Here is a 22682-nt window from a genome sequence, read left to right as displayed (position 1 = left end):
GTGATGAGTGGCAGCCTCGTATGTAAAAAAAATGCCGCATGAAAAAATGTTACATCATGCGGCAATTATTTTTTTGTGTATTACTGTTGGTTATTCTTCCTTGCTGCCTTTTTCGCCCACAAACCAATCATCTTTATCCCGAAACAACACATTGAACGTGGTGAGTGAACCATAGATGCGGGTGATGTATTGCTGCAGGTTGATTTTGTCTTCATCAGTCAGCACTTTGTGGCTGTTGATGTTTTGCTCCAGCACCCGCAGCCTGTCTCGCAGCATTACTATTTTATGAAAAAACATTTCTACCGGTACTTCTTTTGGCTTGAGTGATTTGTCGGCAGGCTGCAACAACATCATGCCGTTTTTCCAACGGTCGCCGAGGGCAACGGGCTCGCCAATGCCATTCCAGTACCGCAGTATTTGCAGCAAACTTTTTTCTACTTCACTGCTGGTTTCACCTACAGGTTTTATTTGCTCCGGAATGATTTCATCCAGGGCATCATCCTTTTTGTCAATTTCTTTAATGCCATGATGAATGAAAGAAATAAGGTAGCTCGACAATCGTACATCTACAATAACGCCGGGGCCCAATTGTGTGTGTTGCAATCTTGTGCCAATGCCTGGTTCCATAGCCATGATGTTTGGTTTATAAAGGCAATAATAATTTATTGATGACAAAAGCTTGCTGCAGTGCCTGCTTCATTTATTTTTAAAAAGTTGAGTTTATTAAAAAATGCTAGCCAACAGATGAGATGCAAGTAAGAAGTTGTAAAAATAAGTTACACAGGGGGAGGCGTTGGCTGGGCAATCCCGATAGCTATCGGGATTCTTTGTACGCAAGCTCCCATTCCGCTTGCCTTTCTTTTTTTCAAGAAAAAGAAAGTAACAATGCTTGCATAAGAATCTCTTAGCGAATATAAAAGTTGTTGCATTTATAGATTTCATCTTAGAAAAACTGGTAGGTTAATACGGTTATTTTTAATCTTTATGATACCATTCATTACTGTTAAAAAGAAATACGGAATTCTCTTGCTGTGCTTACTCAGCCTGCAGCTACAAGCATTTTGCTGGGGTTTTTTCGGCCACCGCAAAATCAATTTTCAAGCGGTGTTTTCATTGCCACCCGAAATGATTGGTTTTTATAAAATGCATATCGATTTCATTACCGAGCATGCTGTGGACCCCGATAAACGACGCTATGCCATACCCGAAGAAGCGCCGCGGCATTACATCGATATCGATCATTATGGTGAGTATCCCTACAAAGAATTGCCCCGTAAGTGGACAGATGCGGTAGCCAAGTTTTCGGAAGACACATTGCTCACCTATGGCATAGTGCCGTGGTGGGTGCAAACCATGAAGCTGCGCCTGACCGATGCCTTCAAAGAAAAAAATCAGGTGAAAATTTTAAAGCTGAGTGCAGAGATTGCGCATTACATCAGCGATGCCCATGTGCCGCTGCATGCCTGCCACAACCACAACGGGCAGTTTAGCAATCAGTATGGCATTCATGGTTTTTGGGAAAGCCGGGTGCCAGAGTTGTTTGCCGAAGCACAGTATGATTTTTTCATTGGCAAAGCTGTATACATCCAAAACACCAGCCAGTTTATGTGGGACCGGGTACTCGAAAGCGGTGCTGCTGCCGATACCGTGCTCAAAATGGAAGCCCTGCTGACCAGTAAGATGAAGCCCGATGAAAAATATGCGTTTGAAGAACGGTCGGGCAAAATCATCCGGCAGTACTCCACGGCTTTTTCAGCAGCGTATCAGCAGGCGTTGGATGGCATGATTGAACGGCGGATGCGGCAGTCCATTTTGGCTACAGCCAGCTTTTGGTACACGGCTTGGGTAGATGCCGGCCAGCCAGATTTGAAAAGCCTGACCAACAAAAGCTTTACCCCCGAAGACCTGAAAGAATTTGAAGCCCTGAACACGGGCTGGCAAACCGGCAAAGCATTGGGCAAAATTTGCGATTAACAAATCCATGCTACCCCTTCCCCATGGGTTGATGTATGTTTGTGCCCCCAAACAACCAAACAACACTGTGGTACATAATTTCAATTCAGGCCCCAGCATACTGCCAAAAGTGGTGTATGAGCTGGCTGCTCAGGCAATAACCGATTTCAACGGCACCGGATTATCTATTTTAGAATTGGGCCACCGCACATCGCATTTTCAGGCCGTGATGGACGAAGCCGTGGCACTGGTAAAAGAGCTGATGCAACTCGATGCCAACAAAGAAGTCTTGTTTTTGCATGGCGGTGCATCCACCCAGTTTTTTCAGGTGCCGTTCAACCTGCTGCCGCAGGGTAAAAAAGCAGCGTACCTCGATTGTGGTATGTGGGGTACCAAGTCCATTAAAGACGCCAAACTCTACGGTGATGTACAGGTGCTGGGCTCATCCAAAGACAAAAATTATACCTACATCCCCAAAGATTATACAGTGGATGCCGATGCGGTTTACTGCCACATCACCAGCAACAACACCGTAGAAGGTACGCAGCAGCATGAGTGGCCCGATACACAAGTGCCCCTCATCAGCGACATGAGCAGTGATATCCTGAGCCGCCAGCTCGATTTTAACCGCTTTGGCCTCATTTATGCCGGGGCGCAAAAAAACATTGGCGCTGCCGGGGTAAACCTGGTAGTGGTAGATAAAAACATGCTGGGCCACAACGACCGCAGCATGCCGCCCATGCTCGATTACCGACAGCACATTGCCAATGGCAGCATGCTCAATACGCCACCGGTATTTGCCGTGTATGTATGCATGCTCACCCTCCGGTGGCTCAAAGAAATGGGGGGTATTGCCGCCATTGAACCCATCAATCAGGCCAAGGCCGACCTGCTGTACAATGCCCTCGACCGCCTGCCGGTTTTTACCCCCACCGTGGCTAAGGAAGACCGCAGCCTCATGAATGCCGTGTGGATTATGGAAGATGCTACACTGGAAGCCCTGTTTTTGGAACAGTGCAAAAAAGAAGGCATGGTGGGTATTAAAGGGCACCGCAGTGTGGGTGGTTTCAGGGCCTCTATGTACAATGCCATGCCACTGAGCAGTGTGCAGGCATTGGTGCAACTGATGGAACATTTTGCCCACACCCATGGGTGACCATTTTCCCTGCCGGGTATCAACCTTTGCAATAGGGTACGATATGCTATATTGCACCCCCGATTTTTAGTATCAGATCAACAGGAGTAGTAAGTCAAAACAACATGGCACACATTCAGCCCTTCAAAGCGCTAAGACCCGACCCTCAGTTTGCCGCAGGCGTAGCCAGCCGTCCGTACGACGTGATGAGCCGCTCAGAGGCCAAAGACGAAGCCCGGGGCAACCCCAACAGCTTTTTGCACATTACCCGCAGCGAAATTGATTTGCCCGATACGGTAAGTGCCTACGATGAGCAGGTATACCAAACTGCCAAGAGTAACCTCAAGGCTTTTTTGAGCCGCAATGTGCTGTTTAAAGAAGCCAAACCCTGCTATTATTTATACCGCCTTACCATGAACGGCCGCAGCCAGAGTGGTTTGGTGTGTGTGTCTTCGGTGGAAGATTACAACAAAGACATTATCAAGAAACACGAGTTTACCCGTCCGGAAAAAGAGAACGACCGCATTCAGCACATTGTGAATACGGGAGCTCAAACCGGCAACGTGTTTTTAGCTTACCGCAATGTGGCCGCCATTGATGAGTTTATTGCCAACTGGCAAACCCAGCGTGGTGCCGTGTACGATTTTACTGCCGAAGACGGGGTGAAGCACGAAATATGGGTGATCAACAACGACAAGGCGATTGAAACCATTACCCAGCTGTTTGAAACTGAAGTGCCCTGCACGTATATAGCCGATGGCCACCACCGGGCAGCCAGTGCGGCCAAAAGCCAGGCACTATTTACCAGCGAAAGAGCCAAGGCCAAAGCCGATTGGTTCCTTACCACATTGTTTCCTGCCGACCAGTTGTACATCATGGATTACAACCGGGTGGTGACCGATTTGAACGGCCTGAGCAAAGAAGCTTTTCTGGAAAAGACAGCCACGCATTTTACAGTAGAAGCCATTGGCAGAAAGCCATTGCATCCGAAAGGATTGCATGAGTTTGGCATGTACCTCGACAAAACCTGGTATCGCCTTACAGCAAAAGAGGGCACGTATAGCAACGACCCGATTGGTGTGCTGGATGTAACCATTTTGCAAGACAACCTGTTGGCTCCTGTGCTGGGCATTCTGGACCAGCGGACGGATAAGCGCATCGATTTTGTAGGCGGCATTCGTGGGTTGGAAGCCTTGCAGGAAAGAGTAGACAGTGGCGAAATGGCTGTGGCTTTCAGCCTGTATCCTGTTACCATTCATCAGCTGTTCGACATAGCCGACAGCGGCAACGTAATGCCACCCAAAAGCACCTGGTTTGAGCCCAAGCTCCGCGATGGTTTGCTGACGCATTTGGTAGGCCAGCTGTAAATATCGACACAGACAAATACGCATAAAAAAAGCGGCACTCATACCCATGAGTGCCGCTTTGCTTTTGGAGAATTCTATCTGAACAGAAACTGTGGAATTTTTCGGATGGGCTTGAGGTAGCGGGTAAAAATCATGGGTTTCAAATCGTTCATTACCCAAGCCTGGTGGTCTTCCTGATTGGCCCGCAGGCGGTTTTTAAGCGATGCGTTGCTGTAGCCACCCAGCCGCATTTTTACCAGTACTTCGGGAATGTAGCAGGCATCATGTTCGTGTTTGAGCAAAATGCGGAGCATCAGTTCGTAATCGGCAGCACTGGTGAGTTCGGTATTGAAAAAGCCCACCTCTTCGTACACTTCTTTTTTGGCAAAAAAGGCGGGGTGTGGTGGCATCCAACCATAGTACAGGTTTTTGCGGCGAAAGCGGCCCGATTTCCAGGTGCGAACTATGCGTTCAGGATTAAACTGCTGCACATATTGCAAATCGCCATAGGCCACATTGCAATGCGATTGCTGCAGACAATTTACGACGCTGGAAATAACGTGTGGACTAATGTACCAATCATCAGAGTTGAGGAAACAAATAACGTCGCCGGTGCAGAGTTGCAGGCCCTTGTTCATGGCATGAAAAATGCCGCCATCTTTTTCTGAAACTGCAACCGACACGTGGTCGAATTTGCTCACTACCTGCATGGTGCCATCTTTAGAACCACCGTCGATAATGAGGTGTTCAATGTTGGCATAATCCTGCGTGGCCACACTCATGAGTGTGTCTTTGATGGTGTGCCCACTGTTGTACGATGTGGTAATTACAGAAACTTTCATATCACGCTGGCCTTTTTTTAACGGCTGATAAGGTAGTTTTCCAATACCAGCATATCCATACTGGTTCTTTCGAAACAGTCTAAGGCTTCTTCAGGGGTGTTGACGATTGGTTCGTTCTCGTTGAAGGATGTGTTCAGCAATACAGGAACGCCCGTTAATTGCCTGAAAGTATCAATCAGGTCGTAATAAGGCGGATTATATTTTCTACATACTGTTTGTAACCTGCCACTTCCATCAACGTGAGTTACTGCGGGAATTTGGTTTTGCATCTCGGGCTTAATGGGAAACACCTTTTCCATAAAAGGGGCTTCTTCACAAAACTCGAAGTACGCACTGGCGTATTCTTCCAGTACAGAGGGCGCAAAGGGGCGGAAGATTTCTCTACGCTTAATTTTTTTGTTGAGCAGGTCTTTGGCATCTGCCCGTCGGGGATCTGCTAGTATGGATCGGTTGCCGAGGGCTCTGGGGCCAAATTCACTGCGGCCTTTGAACCATCCCACCACGCCACCATCTGCAATACAACGGGCCACCTTTTGGTAAAGCTCCTGATTGTCTTGTATAAATGTATGTTTAACCATCCTTTTTTCCAAGAATATTTTCAGGGCCTCGTTGCTGTATCCACTGCCTGTGTAGGCATGAAACTGTCCTTGTGTACGGGGTAGTTGTAACATTTGGTGGCTTACATACATGGCTGCCCCCATAGAGAGCCCGGCATCGTGGCCGGCGGAGGGTACGTATACTTTGGTAAAAGGCGTGTTGCGGGTAATTTTTCCGTTGGCCACCGAGTTTTGCGCTACACCACCCGCCAGGCAAAGGTTGGTGAGGCCGGTTTGATGGTGCAGGTGCCGCAGCATGTGAAAGAGGGTTTCCTCCAGCATTTTTTGCACCGAAGCGGCCATGTTTTTGTGGCGTTGTTCCAGCGGTTCGCTGGCGGTTCTTACAGGGCCAAATTTGTGGGCCAGTGCCGGGCTGAATAATTCTGGTATGAGTGGACGATGCTGTTCGTCATAGGTCACGTACCCTTTTTCCGGCCGCCGAAACCATTGTTCATTCAGGCTGAAAGTACCATCATCGTGCCAGTTTACAACGGCTTTCAGGTCTTCAAAATAGTCGGGTTGGCCGTAAGGCGCCAGGCCCATCACTTTGTACTCATCGCCATAGTGCGGAAAGCCAAGCAGCTGGGTAAATGCGGTATAAAAAATACCCATGGAATGCGGAAAGTCGATGGATTGCAACACCTGGATATGCTGCCCGTTGCCCACGCCCATCATGGTGGTGCTAAAGTCGCCCGAGCCGTCTACACTCAGCAGGGCTGCTTTTTCCATACCCGAGGCATAAAAAGCACTGGCCAAATGGCTGCGGTGGTGTTCTATCTGGAAAATTTTATGGCCCACTTTATGGTGCCCCATGGCAACTGCCATTTGGTTGAGGCTTGCCTCAGTGCTGGCCATGGCATCAGCATTGTTGAGCCGCCCCCGTATGGCAAAGCCAACCGCCTCGGGGTGGGCCATCATAAACCGGGCTTTTTTCAGCCACTTGGCCCGGGGGTCGCGGCTAATGGCGATAGCCTGCAGTTCATTGAACCCAATTCCAGCTTCACTCAGGCAAAAACGGATGGCTTCTGTAGGAAAGCCTGCCCAGTGCTTGATGCGGCGGATGCGTTCTTCTTCAATGGCAGCAATAAGTTCGCCATTTTTCAGCAATGCTGCCGATGCATCGGCATGGTGCGCATTGATGCCCAATACATACACGGGTTGTTGTGATCCGTTGTGGGTAGGCTTGACTAAGTTTTGCAACTGCTGGTACATGCTGCTGTACTGAGCTACAATATGCTCATCGGTAAAATGAGTATTGACCAGGGCTATGGCTGCATTGCCCATTTCGGGCCATTTACGTTGCTGCTCCCAGGCGGTGTTGAGTACATGGCTGATGCTCTCCGGATTGGCCTCGCAAATCCAGCCCAATCCGTAATCGGCCACATAATGGCTGATGCCCACGCCGGTGCTTACAATGGTAGGTTTGCCGGCTGCCCAGGCTTCGGCTACCACGTTGGCAAAATTTTCGTTGAAAGAGGGCAGCACAAAAACCTGAAACTGTTTGAAAAATGCCGGCTTTTCGGCATCGCTTACCCAGCCTACAAACCGCACTTTGTGGGCAATGCCCAAGTCGGCTATTTGCTGTTGTAGCTTTTGTTCGTATTGGGTATCATCGCCACGGCCACCTATTACCAGCTCGGTAATGGCTGGAGTGAGTGCTACTGCTTTCAGCAGTTCTTCAATGCCTTTTTTGTGGTGCAGCCTCGATAAAAAACCAATGGAAAAACCACCTTCAACAGGCGTGTATTCACTTGCAGCAGTCAGGCTCAGCATATTCGGCATAATGTGGATGTCGGCTTCATTGCGTTGGCTTCTGGCCGCCATATCGGCTGCTTCGGCGAGGCTGGTGGCATGCAGGCCGGCATGGCGCAGCAGTTTTACCCCCAGCCACTTTTGGAAGTTTCGTTTTACAAATGTTTTACGGTGGGTAAAACTGTAATCACTCATCATGCCCCGCGGCGACACCACAAAAGGCACCCCTGCTTTTTGCAGTATCTGAATGGAGCGAAAAATGAGCACATTCCACCAGGTGTGGAGGTGCACCACCTGAAAAGAATGGCAATTCTGCTGCAATGCCTGCCACAGGTGGCGGGAAATTTGACAAGGTTTGCCGGCATCGCCTTTAAAATAAGTTACCTGTACCCCGTTTACCACCTGCTGCAATGGGTATTGTTGTTCACTTTGGTAGCCAACGGTGTACACAGAAACTTCGTGTCCAGATTTTACCAATGCTTCGCACAAAGCCGACACAGAAAAAACGGGACCGCCAAAGGCCACATCGGGTAAGTAGTAAGGAGTAATATGCAAATAATGCATCTTCATGGATAGGAGTTAATAAGCTGCAGTAACGCTACGAAGTAAAATCATTCAGCCGTAACAGGTCGCTATTATGTCTGGGCTTTCTCTTGCAGTAATTGTGCCTGATGTTGCTGAAAATGCTCAAACGAAAAATGGGTGGCCACCAACCTTCGCTGCTGCTGTTGCACCTCTTGAGAAATCGGTGGTTGCTGCAGCACCGTTTCAATGGCCTGCAAAATGCTTTCTTCACTTTGGGGGTCTACTAACAGGCCGAGCTGTCCTTGCAACAATGCTTCCGGAGAGCCATCGGCATTGCCTGCTATCACCCTTGTGCCGCACCAGGCAGCTTCTACAAATACAATCCCGAACCCTTCTTTCCGGCTGGGCATAATAAATGCAGCAGCGTGTTGATAGTAAGCAGGTAAAGCTTCATCGGGAATAAATCCGGTGAGGGTTACATGTTTTTCCAATCCCAGCGATTGTATCAGCTGCTGTATGCGTTGCAATTCATGTTTACTGCCTGAGCCACCCAATATGTATTGTATGTTTGGGTATTGTTGTAGCAATTTGGGTAGCACAGCAATCACTTTATCGTATCCTTTGTAAGCTTCGGAATCTGCCAGGCGGGCAATGGTAAGCAGGTAACCCGCAGGTAACGGGGCTGGCAGGGTAACCTTAACCAGCTGCGCTGTTTCTTGCTCAAAAAAAGGATCGAGTGTATTGTGAAAAATGTGCACCCCGGGCAATGAAGGACCATTTATTTCCTTCAACTTGGTTTTACTAAATGCACTCACGGTCCAAATATTGCTGCAGCTATGCAGTGCTACCCGCTGCAGCGTTGAAGGCTTGCTCCATACTTCAATACCATGGGTAAGCATAATGCGCTGCGCATTGCTAAACCACTTGGTAATGGCAAAACAAATGCTGAGGTTGATGTGCCCCAGAATATGCGTATCGAAGTAGCGGTGATGCCGGAGGAAATACCATACGAACTCCCATTTGTGCTGCCTAAAACCCATGAATGCCTGCGCCGGAAAATAGCGGGTATCGGGTTGTGCATCGTACAGTGAGGTATGTGCCACCTGCCAGTTGTACTGCAGCGCATTGTGCTGCAAGGCAAGGGCATAGGCCCGGTTGAATTTTTCGATACCCCCCATGGCAGAAAATGTACGCAGGCTGGCAAACAACATGCGCTGCTTAGGCTTGCCAATTTGAATGGGCAATCTGGTACTGAGCAGGTAGGCCCAGTAACGGCTCCACTGCATATGGCCGTTTTCGAATTGCTTTTCAAAATGCGGCAGCTCGGGATGTACGGCACCCCGTACACTCAGGGGTTGCATCCATTTGCCAAAAGGAAAAGCGAAGCCCATTTTTTTGCGGTTCCAAATAGCTTCGGGCAGGTCGTTGGCAAAGGTTTGTATCAGCCACTGCTTCGGTTGGCTGGTATTGAATCGGGTATGGTTGTCTGTTTGCTCACACACTTGCAGCACCCGCTTATCGAGAAATGGAATGCGGACTTCTACGCTGTGCCACATGCTCATGACATCGGTATCGCGGAGCAGTTGGTTTTGCAGGTAAAAATGTTGCTCCATGCTGCTCACCTGTGCGGGGTTGTTGTGGCGCAGGATGGCAGCTGGTTGTTGCAGTTGCAACACATCATTTACCTGCTGCAGGCTACTGCCGGTGAGCATGCTTATCTGGCTGCTGTTGAAGTATCCCCGGTGAAAGAGGTATTGCGCCGCATCGGATGTATGGCGTAAATACGAGAAGCGTTTGATCCAGTCTTTGGCCGACCAGTTGCCGAGCCCTAAGAGTGGGCCCAGTGTTTGCAAGGGTTTTACCCAACGTTGCCTTTTAAAAGAGGGATAACCGCCAAAGAGTTCATCGCCGCCGATACCGCTGAGTACTGCTTTCAAACCAATCTGCCGGGCATAATTACAAATGAAATAGGCATTGATACCATCGTTGCTGGGTTGGTCGAGGGCCATCAAAATATCGGGCAGCTGCTCCTGAAACTGTGCTTGGTCAATGGTAAACGCATGGTGCGTAGTACCACATTGGCGGGCTATGATTTGCTGGTATTCTTTTTCTGAGTATTTGGCGTCTTCAAAATCGAGACTCAGCGTAACAATGGGCTGCGTATGGTGCCTTGCAGCCATGGTGGTAATGATGGAGCTATCGATGCCGCCACTCAAAAACACCCCAATGGGGGCATCGGCTATCATGTGGTCTTTTACGGCGGCTTCTATACTTTGGTGCAAGGCATCATTGGCAGCAGCTCCGTGCAGCAATGCAGGTCCGTTATACGGCTGGTGCCAGGCCTGTGTATGCTGCTGAAAACTATCCAGCTGTATGTGCATGTAATGGCCCTTGGGCAGGCTGTACACGTCTTTGAGGGTGGTGTGGGGCTCGGGCATGTGGCCATAGGCCAAAAAGCGGATGCGCCAGTGTTCGTCTTCGGGCCAGCCGGGCCTTACCTGATGAAAGCTGCGTACTTCTGAGCCGAAATAACACTGCCGTTGTTGGGCGTTGACATAATAATAAAGGGGCTTCATGCCGGCATGGTCTCTGGCCAACGTGAGGGTGTTGGCCGTTGCATCGTACACAGCGAGGGCAAACATCCCATTGAAGCGTTGGAAGCAATCGAGCCCCCATTGCACATAAGCTTTGAGGGCCACTTCGGTATCGGTACCCGAATGGAAAAGGTGGCCGGCTTGCTGTAGTTGCCGGCGGATGTCGGCAAAGTTGTACAGCTCACCATTGAAAGCAATGTGGTAGCGGCCATCGGCGGTTTGCATGGGCTGGTGACCCTGCAGGCTGAGGTCGAGCAGCGATAGCCGGCGAACGCCAAAACTGAGGGGCAAAGCAGTGGCATGAAAAATGCCCGCATCATCTGGGCCGCCATGCAACATACTGTCCCGCATGGCGGTGATGCGGTGGCAATTTTCTGGTTGTGTAAAATCAATGATTCCGGCAATGCGGCACATGGGTCAAATTCGGTACTATGTTAGTCAATCACGCTGCGGTGAAGGTGCAACATTTTGACCCACGCCCCAATGGATAGTTAATGACGGCCTGTTGAAATACCGGTGTTGCTGTCAATTGATTTATCTTGCCCGCAGGTCAAAAATCCCTGGTTTGAAAAAGATACTGGTTACAGGCTCATCCGGATTGATAGGTTCGGAAGTATGCGAATGGTTTGGCAGGAAAGGTTGGGCAGTACACGGTATTGACAACAATCAGCGGGCTGTGTTTTTTGGCACAGCAGGCGATACCCGCTGGAACCAGCAACGCTTGCAGCAAACGCTGCCGGGCTTTACCCATCACGAGATTGACATCCGCCACCGCGATGAGCTTGTTGCGCTGGTCGCTTCTATACAGCCTGATGCCATTGTGCATGCTGCGGCACAGCCCAGCCACGACAAAGCGGCACAAATTCCTTTCGACGATTTTGATACCAATGCCGTGGGTACGCTCAACCTGTTGGAAGCTGCCCGTCGCCATGTGCCCGAGGCGCCCTTCGTACACATGAGCACCAACAAAGTGTATGGCGACCGGCCCAATGATATTACACTGGTAGAGACCGAAACCCGTTGGGATTATGCCGATGCAGCTTTTGCTCATGGCATTCCGGAAAGTTTATCCATCGACCAATGCAAGCACTCTTTGTTTGGCGCCGGCAAAGTAGCTGCCGATGTGCTGGTGCAGGAGTATGGCCGCTATTTTGGTATGCCTACGGTGTGCCTGCGGGGTGGCTGCCTCACTGGGCCCAACCACAGCGGCGTGGAGCTGCATGGCTTCCTCAGTTTTTTGGTACGCTGCAATGTGGAAGGCAGGGAATACCATATTAACGGTTACAAAGGCAAGCAGGTACGGGATAATATTCACAGCGCCGATGTGGCTGCTTTTATAGAAGCATTTATTGCCGCTCCCCGCAGCGGTGAAGTATACAACCTGGGTGGTGGCAAGGCCAATACCTGCAGCATTCTGGAAGCCTTTGATTTGGTGGCCAATATTACCGGTAAGCCGATGCGCTACCGCTATTTGGAGCAGCACCGCGAAGGCGATCACATTTGTTACTATAGCGACCTGCGCAAAATTCGCAGTCATTATCCCGGTTGGGATATTACGATTTCATTGGAAGAATGTTTCCGGCAGATAGTGCAGCGGATGAGCTGAAGACACAATGCGAAGGCGCTAAAACGCCAAGAAATTACAGATAGTTTTTACCGCTGGGATGTAGTGTGGAATCTAATGACTGTTGTCGGAGCATTTTTCAATTCTTTCAAAACTAATTTGGGAAAAGAAGGCCAGTGAAGATGGGGCCTTCGAGAAAAGCTGTAGTAAGGCTACGAGCTATTGCCTGTCTGCCGCCAGCTGGCGCAGGGTGGCTTCGATGGCGGCGAAATTGTATTGGTTGATGCGCCGGAGAGATTGTGCCTGCATGGCGGCACGGGTACCGGCATCGGTATGGAGGAATGCTTGCATGCATTGCTGCAAGGCATCCACATTTCCACAAGTATATTGCCAACCGTTTTGGCCGGGCAGCAGTAGGTCGGGGGCACAGCCCACCCGATGACTGAGGATGAGGGGCAAGCCGAAGTTCATGGCTTCGTTGACACTGAGGCCCCAGGTTTCGCCATAATCACTGCTCATGATGAAGGCATCGGCAGCGGCGTAATAATTGGCAACGTCCTTTTGATTGATGAAGCCGGTGAGTGTAACCAAGTGGGCGATGTTTTCGGCTTGCATGAATGCTTCCATTTGTGGCCGCAGGGCGCCTTCGCCCATCATCAGCAAATGTGCCTGCGGATGCCGCAGCTGTGCAAAAGCACGGAGCACATCCATCGGTCTTTTTTTATCGATGTATTTACCCGAGCATAAAAAAATACTGGCTTCGGCGGGCAATCGGAGTTGCTCACGTACTGCAGATTTGTGCAGTTGTTGTGCTGCATGTTGAAACCGTTGATTGTCGACGGCATAGGGCGTACAATGCAGTTGCTGCTGTGGTATGCCCAGCCGGGTATAGAACTGTTTGCTTTGCTGGCCGATGTAGAGGAAATAATCAACGTGGCGCAACAAGTAACGCAACATGTATTTGCGTAGCAGTTGTTGCCAGCGGGGGCGGGCCATTTCCATGGCGGCATTGGTTTCTGCTCTGAAAGCCAGCTGATGCCCATATCGTTTGGCCTGTTGCAGCAGTTGTACATAAGTGCGGTAGTTCCAGCCATGCACCACTACGATGCTGGGTGGTTCTTGCTGCAGGGCTTGCAGCATGGCGGGGTTGTGAAAGGCTGAAAAGCCTTTAGCGGCCTGCTGTGCAGCGCTGGCTTTGTTGGGAAAGATGCGATACGAATATCCTTCGAGTAGCGGTATGTCCCACTGTACGGCTTGTCCGAATTCGGCATCGTAGCCATCGGGGCGGCTGCCAGCAGCACAGTACCATACCTGCAAGGCCATGCCTTTGCTGATCAGGTATTGGTAGAGCGGCGCAAAGTACTGGATGGGATGGGTATGGATGAAAATGAACGGTCGCATTGTTATGAAGACTGCAGCAGTTGGTGAATGATGTGTGCCCAGCGATCGCCATAGGCCTGCCAGGTGTAGGGCAATACCTGCCGGCGGGCCGCTTCGCCCATGGGGCGGATGGTATCTGGCTGTTCCAGAAAATGAATCATGGCTTTTGTCAGCGCATCATCATCTCCGGGTGTGAGCACAAATCCGTGCTGGTTGTTTTCAATCACTTCGGGCCCCACGGTATGCGTGGTGGTAATTACAGGCAGTCCACAGGCCATGGCTTCGATGATGGTTTGTGCAAAACCTTCAAAAAAGCTGGGGAAGACAAACACATCGGCCTGCTGCAAAAAAGCGAGCCGGTCGGCGGGATGAATGGGGCCTTTTAGTACAACGCCCTTGGGCAGGGGCAGTTGTGCCGGCCATTGACCATAGCCGGCCAGCTGCAGCTCAGCCTGCGGGTATTGGGCATGAATGGCGGGCCAAATTTTCAGCAACCAAGGGATGCCTTTGCGGGCATTGATGCTGCCGAGAAAGGCAAAAATGACTTTCTGTTTTTCAGCTACCGGTTGATCCCATTTGCTGTGGAAGTAACCGAGGTTGACGCCGTAAGGATTGATGCTGATTTTATCGGCAGGAATGCCTTGGGCGATGTAGCTGTTTTTGGTAAAAGACGTAGCTGCTACTATGTGGGTAGCATGTTGCATTTCGGTTTGTTCGAGTTGCAGGAAGGCTTCGCTTTTGGGGATGAGTTGCTGCTGCCATTGCGGGTATTGCTCCCGCAGTTGGGTATAGATGGATTCTTTGAGGCGTGGGTGGGCAATGCTGGCATCGAGCACAAAAGGTTTGCGCCATTTTGCAGCCCGTTGAGCCAATATCCAGGAGCTGGTATCAAAGCCAATGATGCAGTCGGCGGCTTGCAGCAGGGCATCGGGCAGTTGCTCTTGAAAGCGTTGGTTGCGTTGGTGGAGGATGTTTTCGGCATCGCTGCCTTTGCGCAGTTGGCGCAGGCTGTGGTATTCGGTGCGCCACTGGCGGTGCAGGAGGGCATCGGGTACAGTGGGCAGTAACCGGCTTTGCAGGGCTTTCGGTAGCCAGCTATACCTCTTGCCAAAAGCAATGCCGGTGGCAAAGCGGTAAAGCATGCTTTGGCGGTGCAGTTGAGCGGCCAGTGCGTGGCTGTATTGGGTACCCGGATGGGTGAGTAAAACGGCAGGTTGTGTCACGACATCAGGAAGTTGTGCCTATAGCAATGGGTGGTGGTGCTGTATCTGTGGCGGCTGTTTGGGTTGCCCCTTGCCGTGCTTTTTGGTAAAGCTCCCATTGGTGCTTGCGTTCTATTTTTTGCCGCCAAATGATGTTGTCGACGAGGATAATGCCGAGTAATAAAAAGGCAGCATTGTGCGGGTTGTACACGATGGGCTGCGCAAATGCCACTACCAGCCATACTGCCCAGCGCATAAAACCGCCAAAAGATAGATTGAGGGCCATAATGAGGCCAAGGGAGAGTTTAAATAACAGCAGTAAAACACCGCCTTCCAAAAGAATGCGGGTAAATTCTGTTTCTACGTAGCCGAACTCCAATACAGATCTGCTGGTGCCAAATAATTGGGTGGCACCTTGGTAGGTGCTTCCTAATCCAACACCTATGATCGGGTTTTTAAATCGACCGTTTTGCAGGTACCATAAATCTGTGGTGAACCGGGCATTTTGTTCACCCGATTTTTGGTTGGCTTCTACCCTTGCCATGAAATTGTCGTACGCTTTTTCCGCCTGCTCGAATACCGGTATTTTCTTGTACAATAAAATGACGGCCGTAAAAATCATAGCGGGAATGATCAATCTTCCCAATAAAGCGAAGATTTTTCCCGCTGGGTATTCGGTAAATAGGATTCCTCCTACAAACAAAAAGTAGATTACCAGTCCGCTTCGGGAGCCGGTCATGAAGGTGGCAATAAGGCCGGCAGGGATGGCTGTAAAAATCATCCACTGGGGCAAACGCATCCGAATCATGCCCCAAATCATGAGGGCAAAAAACATGGTATAAGCCGTGTAGCCGCTGAGAAAGCTGAAGGTGCCCGTTACCCGCACCCGATCGCCCACCGTGGCCACTTCAATCAAATCGCTGGCGTATTTGTTGAGGATATGATTGGGTGGTAATTGATATTGAACAAAGGCCAGCGCTACTTCTATAATGGCCACTATTAAAAAAACATACATGTATTGCCGGGGATCGAAGAGGTGCCGGTTGGAGAAATAGTAAAAGATGCCCAGCCAAAAACCACCATGTACCAAGATGCCAAACACACCGTGCATAAACGTGAGCTGCAGGGGGTGAATGATATGGAAGGCCATGTAGAAAAAATAGAACAGCAATATTTTGTGCTGACTGAATGGGGTGTAGCAGTTGGGACTGCGGAAATACACCATCAAAAAGGGTACAATCATTTGCAGACCCAGGATCACATTGGAAACGGCCCCGCTGCTGGTGCCCCATTTGCGTACCGCCCCACCCAATGCGGCCAGCAAAAACAGGATGAGGTACCACCTCATTTCGTTGTTGGTATGCTTGGGTAGCAGGCGCATGTGTTACAAATGTTGTTGAATGGCTCTAAGCACTGCATCGGCCGATGCCGGAACGGTAAGCCCCTGCAAATGTGCAGCCATTGCCGCAGTTGCGATGGGCTTATTTGGTGATAGTAATGCTGCCTGGATGGCCGACGCCAGCGCTGCTGCATCTCCGGCCCGTACCATTGTGGCTAATCCGCCGGCTGCTTCGGGCAGGCCCCCGCTGTTGCTGCAAATAACGGTGCAACCACAGGCCAGTGCTTCTGGCACTACGGTGCCAAAGGGTTCTACTAATGAGGGTACGACAACCATCTGGTGCTGTTGCATGAGCCGTACCAGCTGGTGCTGGTTTATTGCGCCCAACCACTGAATTTGAGTGAGTTGTTGGGAGTTGCTGAAGGCCTGCAGTTCTTCGCGGAGCGGTCCGTCGCCGGCGATGCTGAGCTGAAATGGCAGCCCCTGTTGTTGCAAGAGGGCTGCAGCTTCGAGCAGAGTGTGGATGCCTTTGTCGCTAACGAGGCGGCCGACAAACAAGATGCTGCCGGGATTTCTTTCGCCGCTGCCGGGTTGAAACAGGCTGGCATCGTAAGGACTGTGCACCACCACGGTACGGCGCAGGCTGCGGGCTACGTAATGGCTGCAGCAAATGTTGAGCCGGGCAAAGCGGTTGCAAATGAACCTTTTGAGTTGCTGCCGCCATTGCCGGGCATAGTGGCCGTCTGTAAGCAGGGTATGGTGGCTGATGAAGAGTGGTTTGCCCGCCAACCAAACCAGTGGCAAGCCTTTCAGGGAAATATTGAGCATGAGTACGACATCGGCCCGGCGCATGGCCTGCCATTGTTGCCAAAGTGATGGTTGGCGCAGGATGCGGTAAGTGCAGTTGTCGGGCTTCGGGTTGGGGGTGTGGGTGATGACCGTGACCGTATGCCCCTGTTGCTGCCAATAGGTAGCCCAGGCCATGGTGACTCTTTCGAGGCCACCGAGGAGGGGATAGAAACGGGGGGAGTAGAGAACGATGTTCAATGTGATAATTAGCTAATTTGGAAATGTGCTAATGGGTGTGTTTCGCACAGGGCTCACAGAGGACTCGGAGGGTAATGTGCTGATGAGTTAATTAGCTAATGTGCTAATTTGAAAATTTGAAAATGGAGCTGTGGAGGTATTTGCCTTCGGCAAATGAGGTTTGGTTTCGCACAGAGGCACGGAGAGCACGGAGGTTTTTATTTGCCTTCGGCAAATGTTTGCTTTCGCACAACTTGTCCCGCAGCAGGCGGGATAGCTATCAGAGGTCACGGAGAAATTTTGTTTTAGCTATGTACATCCGGCTTTATCCTACAAATCCGCGTCCAATTGAACTGGATGTTGGATGGTAGTAGAGAAGAATCTGTGAACATCCGAACTTCTCCGTAAAATCTGCGTCTAATTCTTTCGGACAAATGAATGTATTCATTTTGGCACACCAGCCGAACTGCTAACAGGTTTTCAAATGTGCTAAGTATTCAACAGTTGTTCGAATTGGTCGGTTAATACGGTATCGCTCATGTATTGCTGATAGCAGGTTTGAGCGGCATGACCCAGTTGTTGGCGCAGGGAGGCTTTGCTGCCGAGTTCTTGCAAAGCATCCAGCCAGGCTTGCGGGCTGTCTTCTTGTAAGAGCCAGCAGGTTTGCCCGTGCCTGAAGTAGGTGGTTTCGGTCATGTCGCCGGCGATGCTGATGATGGGTTTGCCTGCTTGCATGGCGGCGGCGATAGTACCGTTTTTGGCCGATACGCCACCCTGCCCGTTGGCTGTTCGGGGCTGCCATTGCAGTACAATATCACTTAGCAGTAATTGGTCCATCATATCGGTTGCGGGTAATGCTCCCAGACATTGTACCGATGACTGCAGGTGGAGTGCAGCTAACCACTGTTGTATTTGTGCTGTTTGCACCGGATTTGCCTGCCCTATGAGGATGACCTGATGCGCCGGATTTTCTACCAGCCATTGTGCAAAGGCTTGCAACAGGGCATAGCTGCAACGGTTGGTAAAACAGCAGCAACGCAAACCCTCACTTACTATCGGTGCCTGTGGCTGCTGCGGCAGTTGGAAATTGCTGCCCGCCGGTATGATGATGGGTTTGTACAACCAGCAATATTGCTGATATAATGCGATGCTGGTGGCGGAAGCGTTGGCCAAAACATTCATCTTGTTGGCCAGCCATTTTTGTACCATCGACAAGAGCATTTGCCGACTCCCATAGCCAAGGGTACGCATGGCTATTTCGTGGAAAAAGATGTATTGACGAATGCCCTGTAGCCGTAGGCGAAGCATGAGGGCTATCAGGAAAACCGGCATGCCTTTGTTGCTGAATCCGTTGGGGGCATATTGCCAGAGCAGTTTGGTATTGGCAGGTATGTGTGGCAAGCTTTGCAGAATGGCTTTTTGCAGCTGCTTACCCATGGGTTGCTCGGCTGCGCCTTCTTGCAGTAAACACCAGCCATGCGTTCTTTTGGTGAGGATGCTCACTGTCCAACCCCGTTGGCGCAACCTGCCGGCCAGCACTTGGCTGTGGTGCCCTACGCCGCATATCAGCGGGGCATAGTTGGGGGTAATGATGAGCAAGGATGGCAAGTGCAACGGATGCTTATTGGTGCCGGATGATATAAATGATGTTGTCGCCTTCGTAGGTTTTTTTCATCCATGGACTGAGCAGACCTGCCAGCAGGCGAATGGGTGCATTGTAGTTGAGCGACCGGCCTTCGGGAAAATGATGGATGCTATCGATGCGCAGGCCCCGACGCTGCAACAGTTTTTTGAGGTTGTCGGTGTATACAGGATAAATATGAGTGGGGTCGCTTTTGGTATCGAAATGGCCCAGTTCCCCTTTGAGGGCATAGCGTAGCCGGGCATTTCGGCTGTGTATGTTGGGCGTACTCATAATGCAGCAACCATCCTGAGCAAGGTTGTGCTGTATCATGCTGATGACATGCCCGGGATTTTCGAGGTGCTCGATTAATTCCAAACAGGTGATGAGTTGGAAACTGCCAAACACTTCGTTGCGGTAATGGTCGAAGTTCATAGCGATGGTGGGCACCTGTTGCAGTTGAAACTGAGCGGTATCCAAATCGAGGCCGAGCAGCTGCTGTGTACCGGCTTGCTCGAACCGCGACAGCCAGGCACCGCTGCCGCAGCCGATGTCCATCACGGAGGAAAGGGGAAGCAAGGGAGCTATGAGCTGCGCCCAGATGGAATGATGTAAGCCAGCGTTGGCTCTTTCTATGAGCATGGTAAATGGTTGATAGTTGAGTAAACGACTTCTAAACAGTAATGGAATCTGTATCCTTTGTATGCAAACAGCTAAAGAAATATTTACATGTCTTTAGTGTCAGCCTTGTTACTTTCTTTTTCTTGAAAAAAAGAAAGGCAAGCGGAATGGGAGCTTGCGTACAAAGAATCCCGATAGCTATCGGGATTGCCCGGCCCACTCCTCCCTCTGTGCAATTGAATGCGGTATTGTTTACCATCATCCTGTGTAGTGTTTTTTATCATTACCATTTCAGCAAGCGTTGAAAGGCGTGGTAGTGCCAGAGGGTGCTGAGGCGATGGCGGCCACTGAGCAGGTGGCGGCGGGTGTAGGCCCAGATGCCGGACAAGGTTTTGCTGTATGCGGCTTCCTGCCAGGCCAGCTCACGGGTATCGTGTTTGAGCTGATAGGCGTTTTGCAGCCATGCGGGTGCATGTATGTTGGCTAACTGCTGCAATATTGCCAGGCTCGATTGTCGAAGGCGGGCCTGTTTTTGCAGCAGGGCTTCTCCCCCGCTGCCCGAGTAATTGCGCTGGTGTACCCACCACACACTGTAGGGCTCGGGCAGGAAATAGGTATCGCCGGACAGCAGGGCGGCAATCACTAACCATTCGTCGGTGTACATATCGATGGCGGGCTGCCATTGGATTTGTTTGGCTGCTGCGGTACGCATGGCAAACGAAGAGCCGCCGCCGAACAGCCTATTGCGCTGAAAGAAATATTGCAATACCTCGGTGCCTTTGAGCGGCTGCCCGAGTAATGCAGTGGGGATGGGTTCGGCTACCGGTTGCCTGCCCTCCTGCCATTGTATTTGTGCCGGACTGGCCACATGTACCACGGAAGGGTATTGCTGCAACACGGCTGCTGTAGCAGCCAGCTTGCCGGGGAGCAACCAATCGTCGGCATCGAGGGTGAAAATGAAATCGCCGGTGGCGAGTGCAATGCCCTGTTGTGTAGCCACTGCTTTGCCGCTGTTGGGCTGCGCATGGTATTGGAGCATTGGTAGCTGCTGTTGCAAGGCTGCAATTACAGCTGTTGTATCATCGGTGCTGCCATCATCTACCACGATGATTTCTACTGCCGGGTATTGCTGTGCCAGCACCGATTCAATGGCACGGCCAATGAACTCGGCATAGTTGTAGGTGGGTATGATGACCGAGGCTTTCAGGGGGTTATCGCTTTTGGAGTGTGACAGCAATAGAATCGCTATTCCCAGTTCTATTGAGTTCATTCGCCTGCTCTTCAAACTGACGGATTTGGACTGGCGTAAAGAGCTCTGTATTTCCTTCAAACCAGCTGCGTTTGTCGCCATGTAGCGGAATGTCCATCCGGTATTGTTCGCTGCCGATGAATTGAAAGGAAGTGCCTTCATCTATCATTACCTGCAGGTGGAATTGGTGTGCTTTTGCCAGCAGTTCGATACCCTTTCTGGAGTACAGCATGGCATGACGGGGGGCATCCAATTGCACCCAGTTTTCCTGATATTGTTGAAAGGCGAAAGAAGAAACAGTAGGAATCCGTATGAGCAACTGCCCATGCGGTTTTAAGAGTTTGTAAGCGGCATCCAGGTATTCGTGTGGTGATGACAAATGTTCGAATGAATGATTGAACATGATGAGATCGAAAGGTTCATCCGCATAATCGGCAAGCCACCCTTTTTTTATCGTCAATCCATTGGCGTAATGAATGTCTTCTTGTATGAAGGGTTCTAGGCCAGTAATTTGTTTGAACCCTGCATTGTACAATACATAGGGAATGGTACCTGTGCCACAACCAACATCTAAAATGCGTGTAGAGGAAGTGAGTTCTAAGTGCCGCAGGTTTGCCAGTTCAATGGATTTGTTAGGCATGCGTTGTTGAATGTGTTTTCCCAACCAACCTTTGCCTGTTATCCAATAGGCATCTCTGTATTGTTTCAGCCAAGCTTTCCATGCCGGCTGAAATAACCCCTCTACTGCATGATTGGTACTGTAGTAGCCTTGGCTATAGTATGCCGACATATCGGCCGGTTCATCCAGTAATTGCAAGCTGCCACAGTTTTCGCAAACTGTATAGTCGAATACTGCTCTGGTTCCACGCATCATTTCTTTTGCTGAAAGATGCTTTTCAATTTTTGTGTGATGACAAGCTTTGCAACGAAAACTCATTAGCAATGGGGTTTAAACGACTAATCTTTTGGCAGTGTAGGGTGAATGCTTGCTATCAGTCGTTGAGCAACGGCAGCTGTTGTGTGTTGTTCAATCCATCGATAACTGTTCTGCAACAGTTTCTCGTAGTCTTTTTCAGCAATGGCATTAAGCTTATTTTCTAAATCTGTAAAATTTGTATAGCAAATGGAGTTGCTTTCGTTTAAGCCATGTGGAGCAGACATGGCAGGTTTTTTATTCAAATCTTGAAAGCATAGCACAGCGCCATTGGCAGCGAATTCGTAGTGTCTCAAACAATCCCATCCACTTCTTTTGGTAGTAATGCCATACATGCTTTTCTGGATATCAGCGTAGTAATCTTGCTCATTCGTAAAAGCATAGCTTTCAGTGTGCTTGTTATGATGTAACACAGATGCAATGTCTGCATCCACTATGTGTGTGGTAAAGCGTTGTGTTTTCTGAGCGGGGGTTATGTAACTGATTTTGGAACCCGGAATGCCAAAACTGATGGGTAAAATTTTTTCCGGAAGTAAACTTTTGTATAGGCTATTGGGCAAAAGCTGCATAGCGGGGCCGACTGCTTCAGACCAACGGGCAGGTATCTCCCGCTTGGCATATCCTAAACAATGCTTCAATAGTTTTCTTTTACGCCAAATACCTCGCCATGAAGTTTTCAAATTGTTCCAAGGAAAAAAGCGATTTGTATCTCCAGAGTCAACAATCAGAATTTTCCGGGTATCAACGTGCTCCAGCAATTGGTCGAGCATCCGCCAACTGTTCCAGATGTCGGCGATAATGTACAAGTCAAAAGCTGCAATGTTTTTTTGCCAAATAAAAAAACGTTCTTCTTCCAGCTCCGGTATGTCTTCTAATAATCCATACAAAGTGAAACCATGCCCCCTGATTTTATTCAACACACCCCGTTTTATGGGTGCATACATACAATCGAACCGGGGCAGGTCCACGCAGTTGGTACCATATATTTCTCTTAGGCCATGAA

Annotated in this window: 17 protein-coding genes; 4 read left to right on the top strand and 13 right to left on the bottom strand. The window is 50.1% G+C overall.

Going from position 1 to position 22682, the window contains the following annotated elements; translation table 11 throughout:
• Positions 1-90 precede the first annotated feature (90 nt).
• Entirely contained in the window at positions 91-633 is a 543-nt protein-coding gene (locus V7Q13_RS06885; RefSeq protein WP_333799945.1) for a hypothetical protein, read from the bottom strand.
• 351 nt (positions 634-984) lie between these two features.
• On the opposite strand from V7Q13_RS06885, the gene V7Q13_RS06880 reads away from it, so the two are divergent.
• The 3 genes from V7Q13_RS06880 to V7Q13_RS06870 all read left to right on the top strand — a co-directional run bounded on the left by V7Q13_RS06880 (position 985) and on the right by V7Q13_RS06870 (position 4455).
• Positions 985-1974, top strand: a complete 990-nt coding sequence (locus V7Q13_RS06880) for a zinc dependent phospholipase C family protein (protein ID WP_333799944.1) — start codon at positions 985-987, stop codon at positions 1972-1974.
• 67 nt (positions 1975-2041) lie between these two features.
• Entirely contained in the window at positions 2042-3109 is a 1068-nt protein-coding gene (gene serC / locus V7Q13_RS06875; RefSeq protein ID WP_333799943.1) for a 3-phosphoserine/phosphohydroxythreonine transaminase, read from the top strand.
• A gap of 104 nt (positions 3110-3213) precedes the next feature.
• Positions 3214-4455, top strand: coding sequence for a DUF1015 domain-containing protein (locus V7Q13_RS06870; RefSeq protein ID WP_333799942.1), 1242 nt, complete (start codon positions 3214-3216; stop codon positions 4453-4455).
• A gap of 74 nt (positions 4456-4529) precedes the next feature.
• Here V7Q13_RS06870 and V7Q13_RS06865 read toward each other — a convergent pair whose 3' ends face one another.
• The 3 genes from V7Q13_RS06865 to asnB form a co-directional block, all read right to left on the bottom strand.
• A complete protein-coding gene (locus V7Q13_RS06865) occupies positions 4530-5276 on the bottom strand; it encodes a glycosyltransferase family 2 protein (RefSeq protein ID WP_333799941.1) in 747 nt (248 codons plus the stop codon).
• A gap of 17 nt (positions 5277-5293) precedes the next feature.
• On the bottom strand, positions 5294-8194 hold the full coding sequence (locus V7Q13_RS06860) for a carbamoyltransferase C-terminal domain-containing protein (RefSeq protein WP_333799940.1): 2901 nt from the start codon (positions 8192-8194) through the stop codon (positions 5294-5296).
• 65 nt (positions 8195-8259) lie between these two features.
• Positions 8260-11157 (bottom strand): asparagine synthase (glutamine-hydrolyzing), encoded by a 2898-nt coding sequence (gene asnB / locus V7Q13_RS06855; protein ID WP_333799939.1) that lies wholly within the window; start codon positions 11155-11157, stop codon positions 8260-8262.
• A 151-nt stretch (positions 11158-11308) separates the two neighbouring features.
• Between asnB and V7Q13_RS06850 the strand changes: the two genes are divergently transcribed.
• A complete protein-coding gene (locus V7Q13_RS06850; protein WP_333799938.1) occupies positions 11309-12349 on the top strand; it encodes an NAD-dependent epimerase/dehydratase family protein in 1041 nt (346 codons plus the stop codon).
• Positions 12350-12526: 177 nt separating this feature from the next.
• Here the strand turns inward: V7Q13_RS06850 and V7Q13_RS06845 are convergent, their stop codons facing one another.
• From V7Q13_RS06845 to V7Q13_RS06805, 9 genes are all read right to left on the bottom strand, one after another.
• Positions 12527-13708, bottom strand: a complete 1182-nt coding sequence (locus tag V7Q13_RS06845; protein WP_333799937.1) for a glycosyltransferase family 4 protein — start codon at positions 13706-13708, stop codon at positions 12527-12529.
• A 2-nt stretch (positions 13709-13710) separates the two neighbouring features.
• Positions 13711-14910, bottom strand: a complete 1200-nt coding sequence (locus V7Q13_RS06840; RefSeq protein WP_333799936.1) for a glycosyltransferase family 4 protein — start codon at positions 14908-14910, stop codon at positions 13711-13713.
• Positions 14911-14914: 4 nt separating this feature from the next.
• On the bottom strand, positions 14915-16270 hold the full coding sequence (locus V7Q13_RS06835; protein WP_333799935.1) for a hypothetical protein: 1356 nt from the start codon (positions 16268-16270) through the stop codon (positions 14915-14917).
• A 3-nt stretch (positions 16271-16273) separates the two neighbouring features.
• Positions 16274-17275, bottom strand: coding sequence for a glycosyltransferase family 4 protein (locus V7Q13_RS06830; RefSeq protein ID WP_333799934.1), 1002 nt, complete (start codon positions 17273-17275; stop codon positions 16274-16276).
• A gap of 468 nt (positions 17276-17743) precedes the next feature.
• The gene (locus V7Q13_RS06825; protein ID WP_333799933.1) at positions 17744-18862 is read right to left on the bottom strand and encodes a glycosyltransferase family 4 protein; all 1119 of its coding nucleotides are present in this window, start codon (positions 18860-18862) and stop codon (positions 17744-17746) included.
• Between the two features lie 13 nt (positions 18863-18875).
• Entirely contained in the window at positions 18876-19517 is a 642-nt protein-coding gene (locus V7Q13_RS06820; protein WP_333799932.1) for a class I SAM-dependent methyltransferase, read from the bottom strand.
• A 262-nt stretch (positions 19518-19779) separates the two neighbouring features.
• Positions 19780-20766 carry a glycosyltransferase family 2 protein gene (locus V7Q13_RS06815; protein ID WP_333799931.1) on the bottom strand — a complete coding sequence of 329 codons (987 nt, stop codon included), beginning with the start codon at positions 20764-20766 and terminating at the stop codon, positions 19780-19782.
• On the bottom strand, positions 20708-21619 hold the full coding sequence (locus V7Q13_RS06810) for a class I SAM-dependent methyltransferase (RefSeq protein ID WP_333799930.1): 912 nt from the start codon (positions 21617-21619) through the stop codon (positions 20708-20710). Before V7Q13_RS06810 ends, V7Q13_RS06815 begins: the two co-directional genes overlap by 59 nt.
• An 83-nt stretch (positions 21620-21702) precedes the next feature.
• On the bottom strand, positions 21703-22596 hold the full coding sequence (locus V7Q13_RS06805) for a hypothetical protein (protein WP_333799929.1): 894 nt from the start codon (positions 22594-22596) through the stop codon (positions 21703-21705).
• Between the last annotated feature and the right edge of the window lie 86 nt (positions 22597-22682).

Source organism: Phnomibacter sp., assembly GCF_036803085.1.
Taxonomy (GTDB): domain Bacteria; phylum Bacteroidota; class Bacteroidia; order Chitinophagales; family Chitinophagaceae; genus Phnomibacter.
Note: the sequence above shows the minus strand (reverse complement) of the source record. Positions and strands in the feature narration are given on the sequence as shown.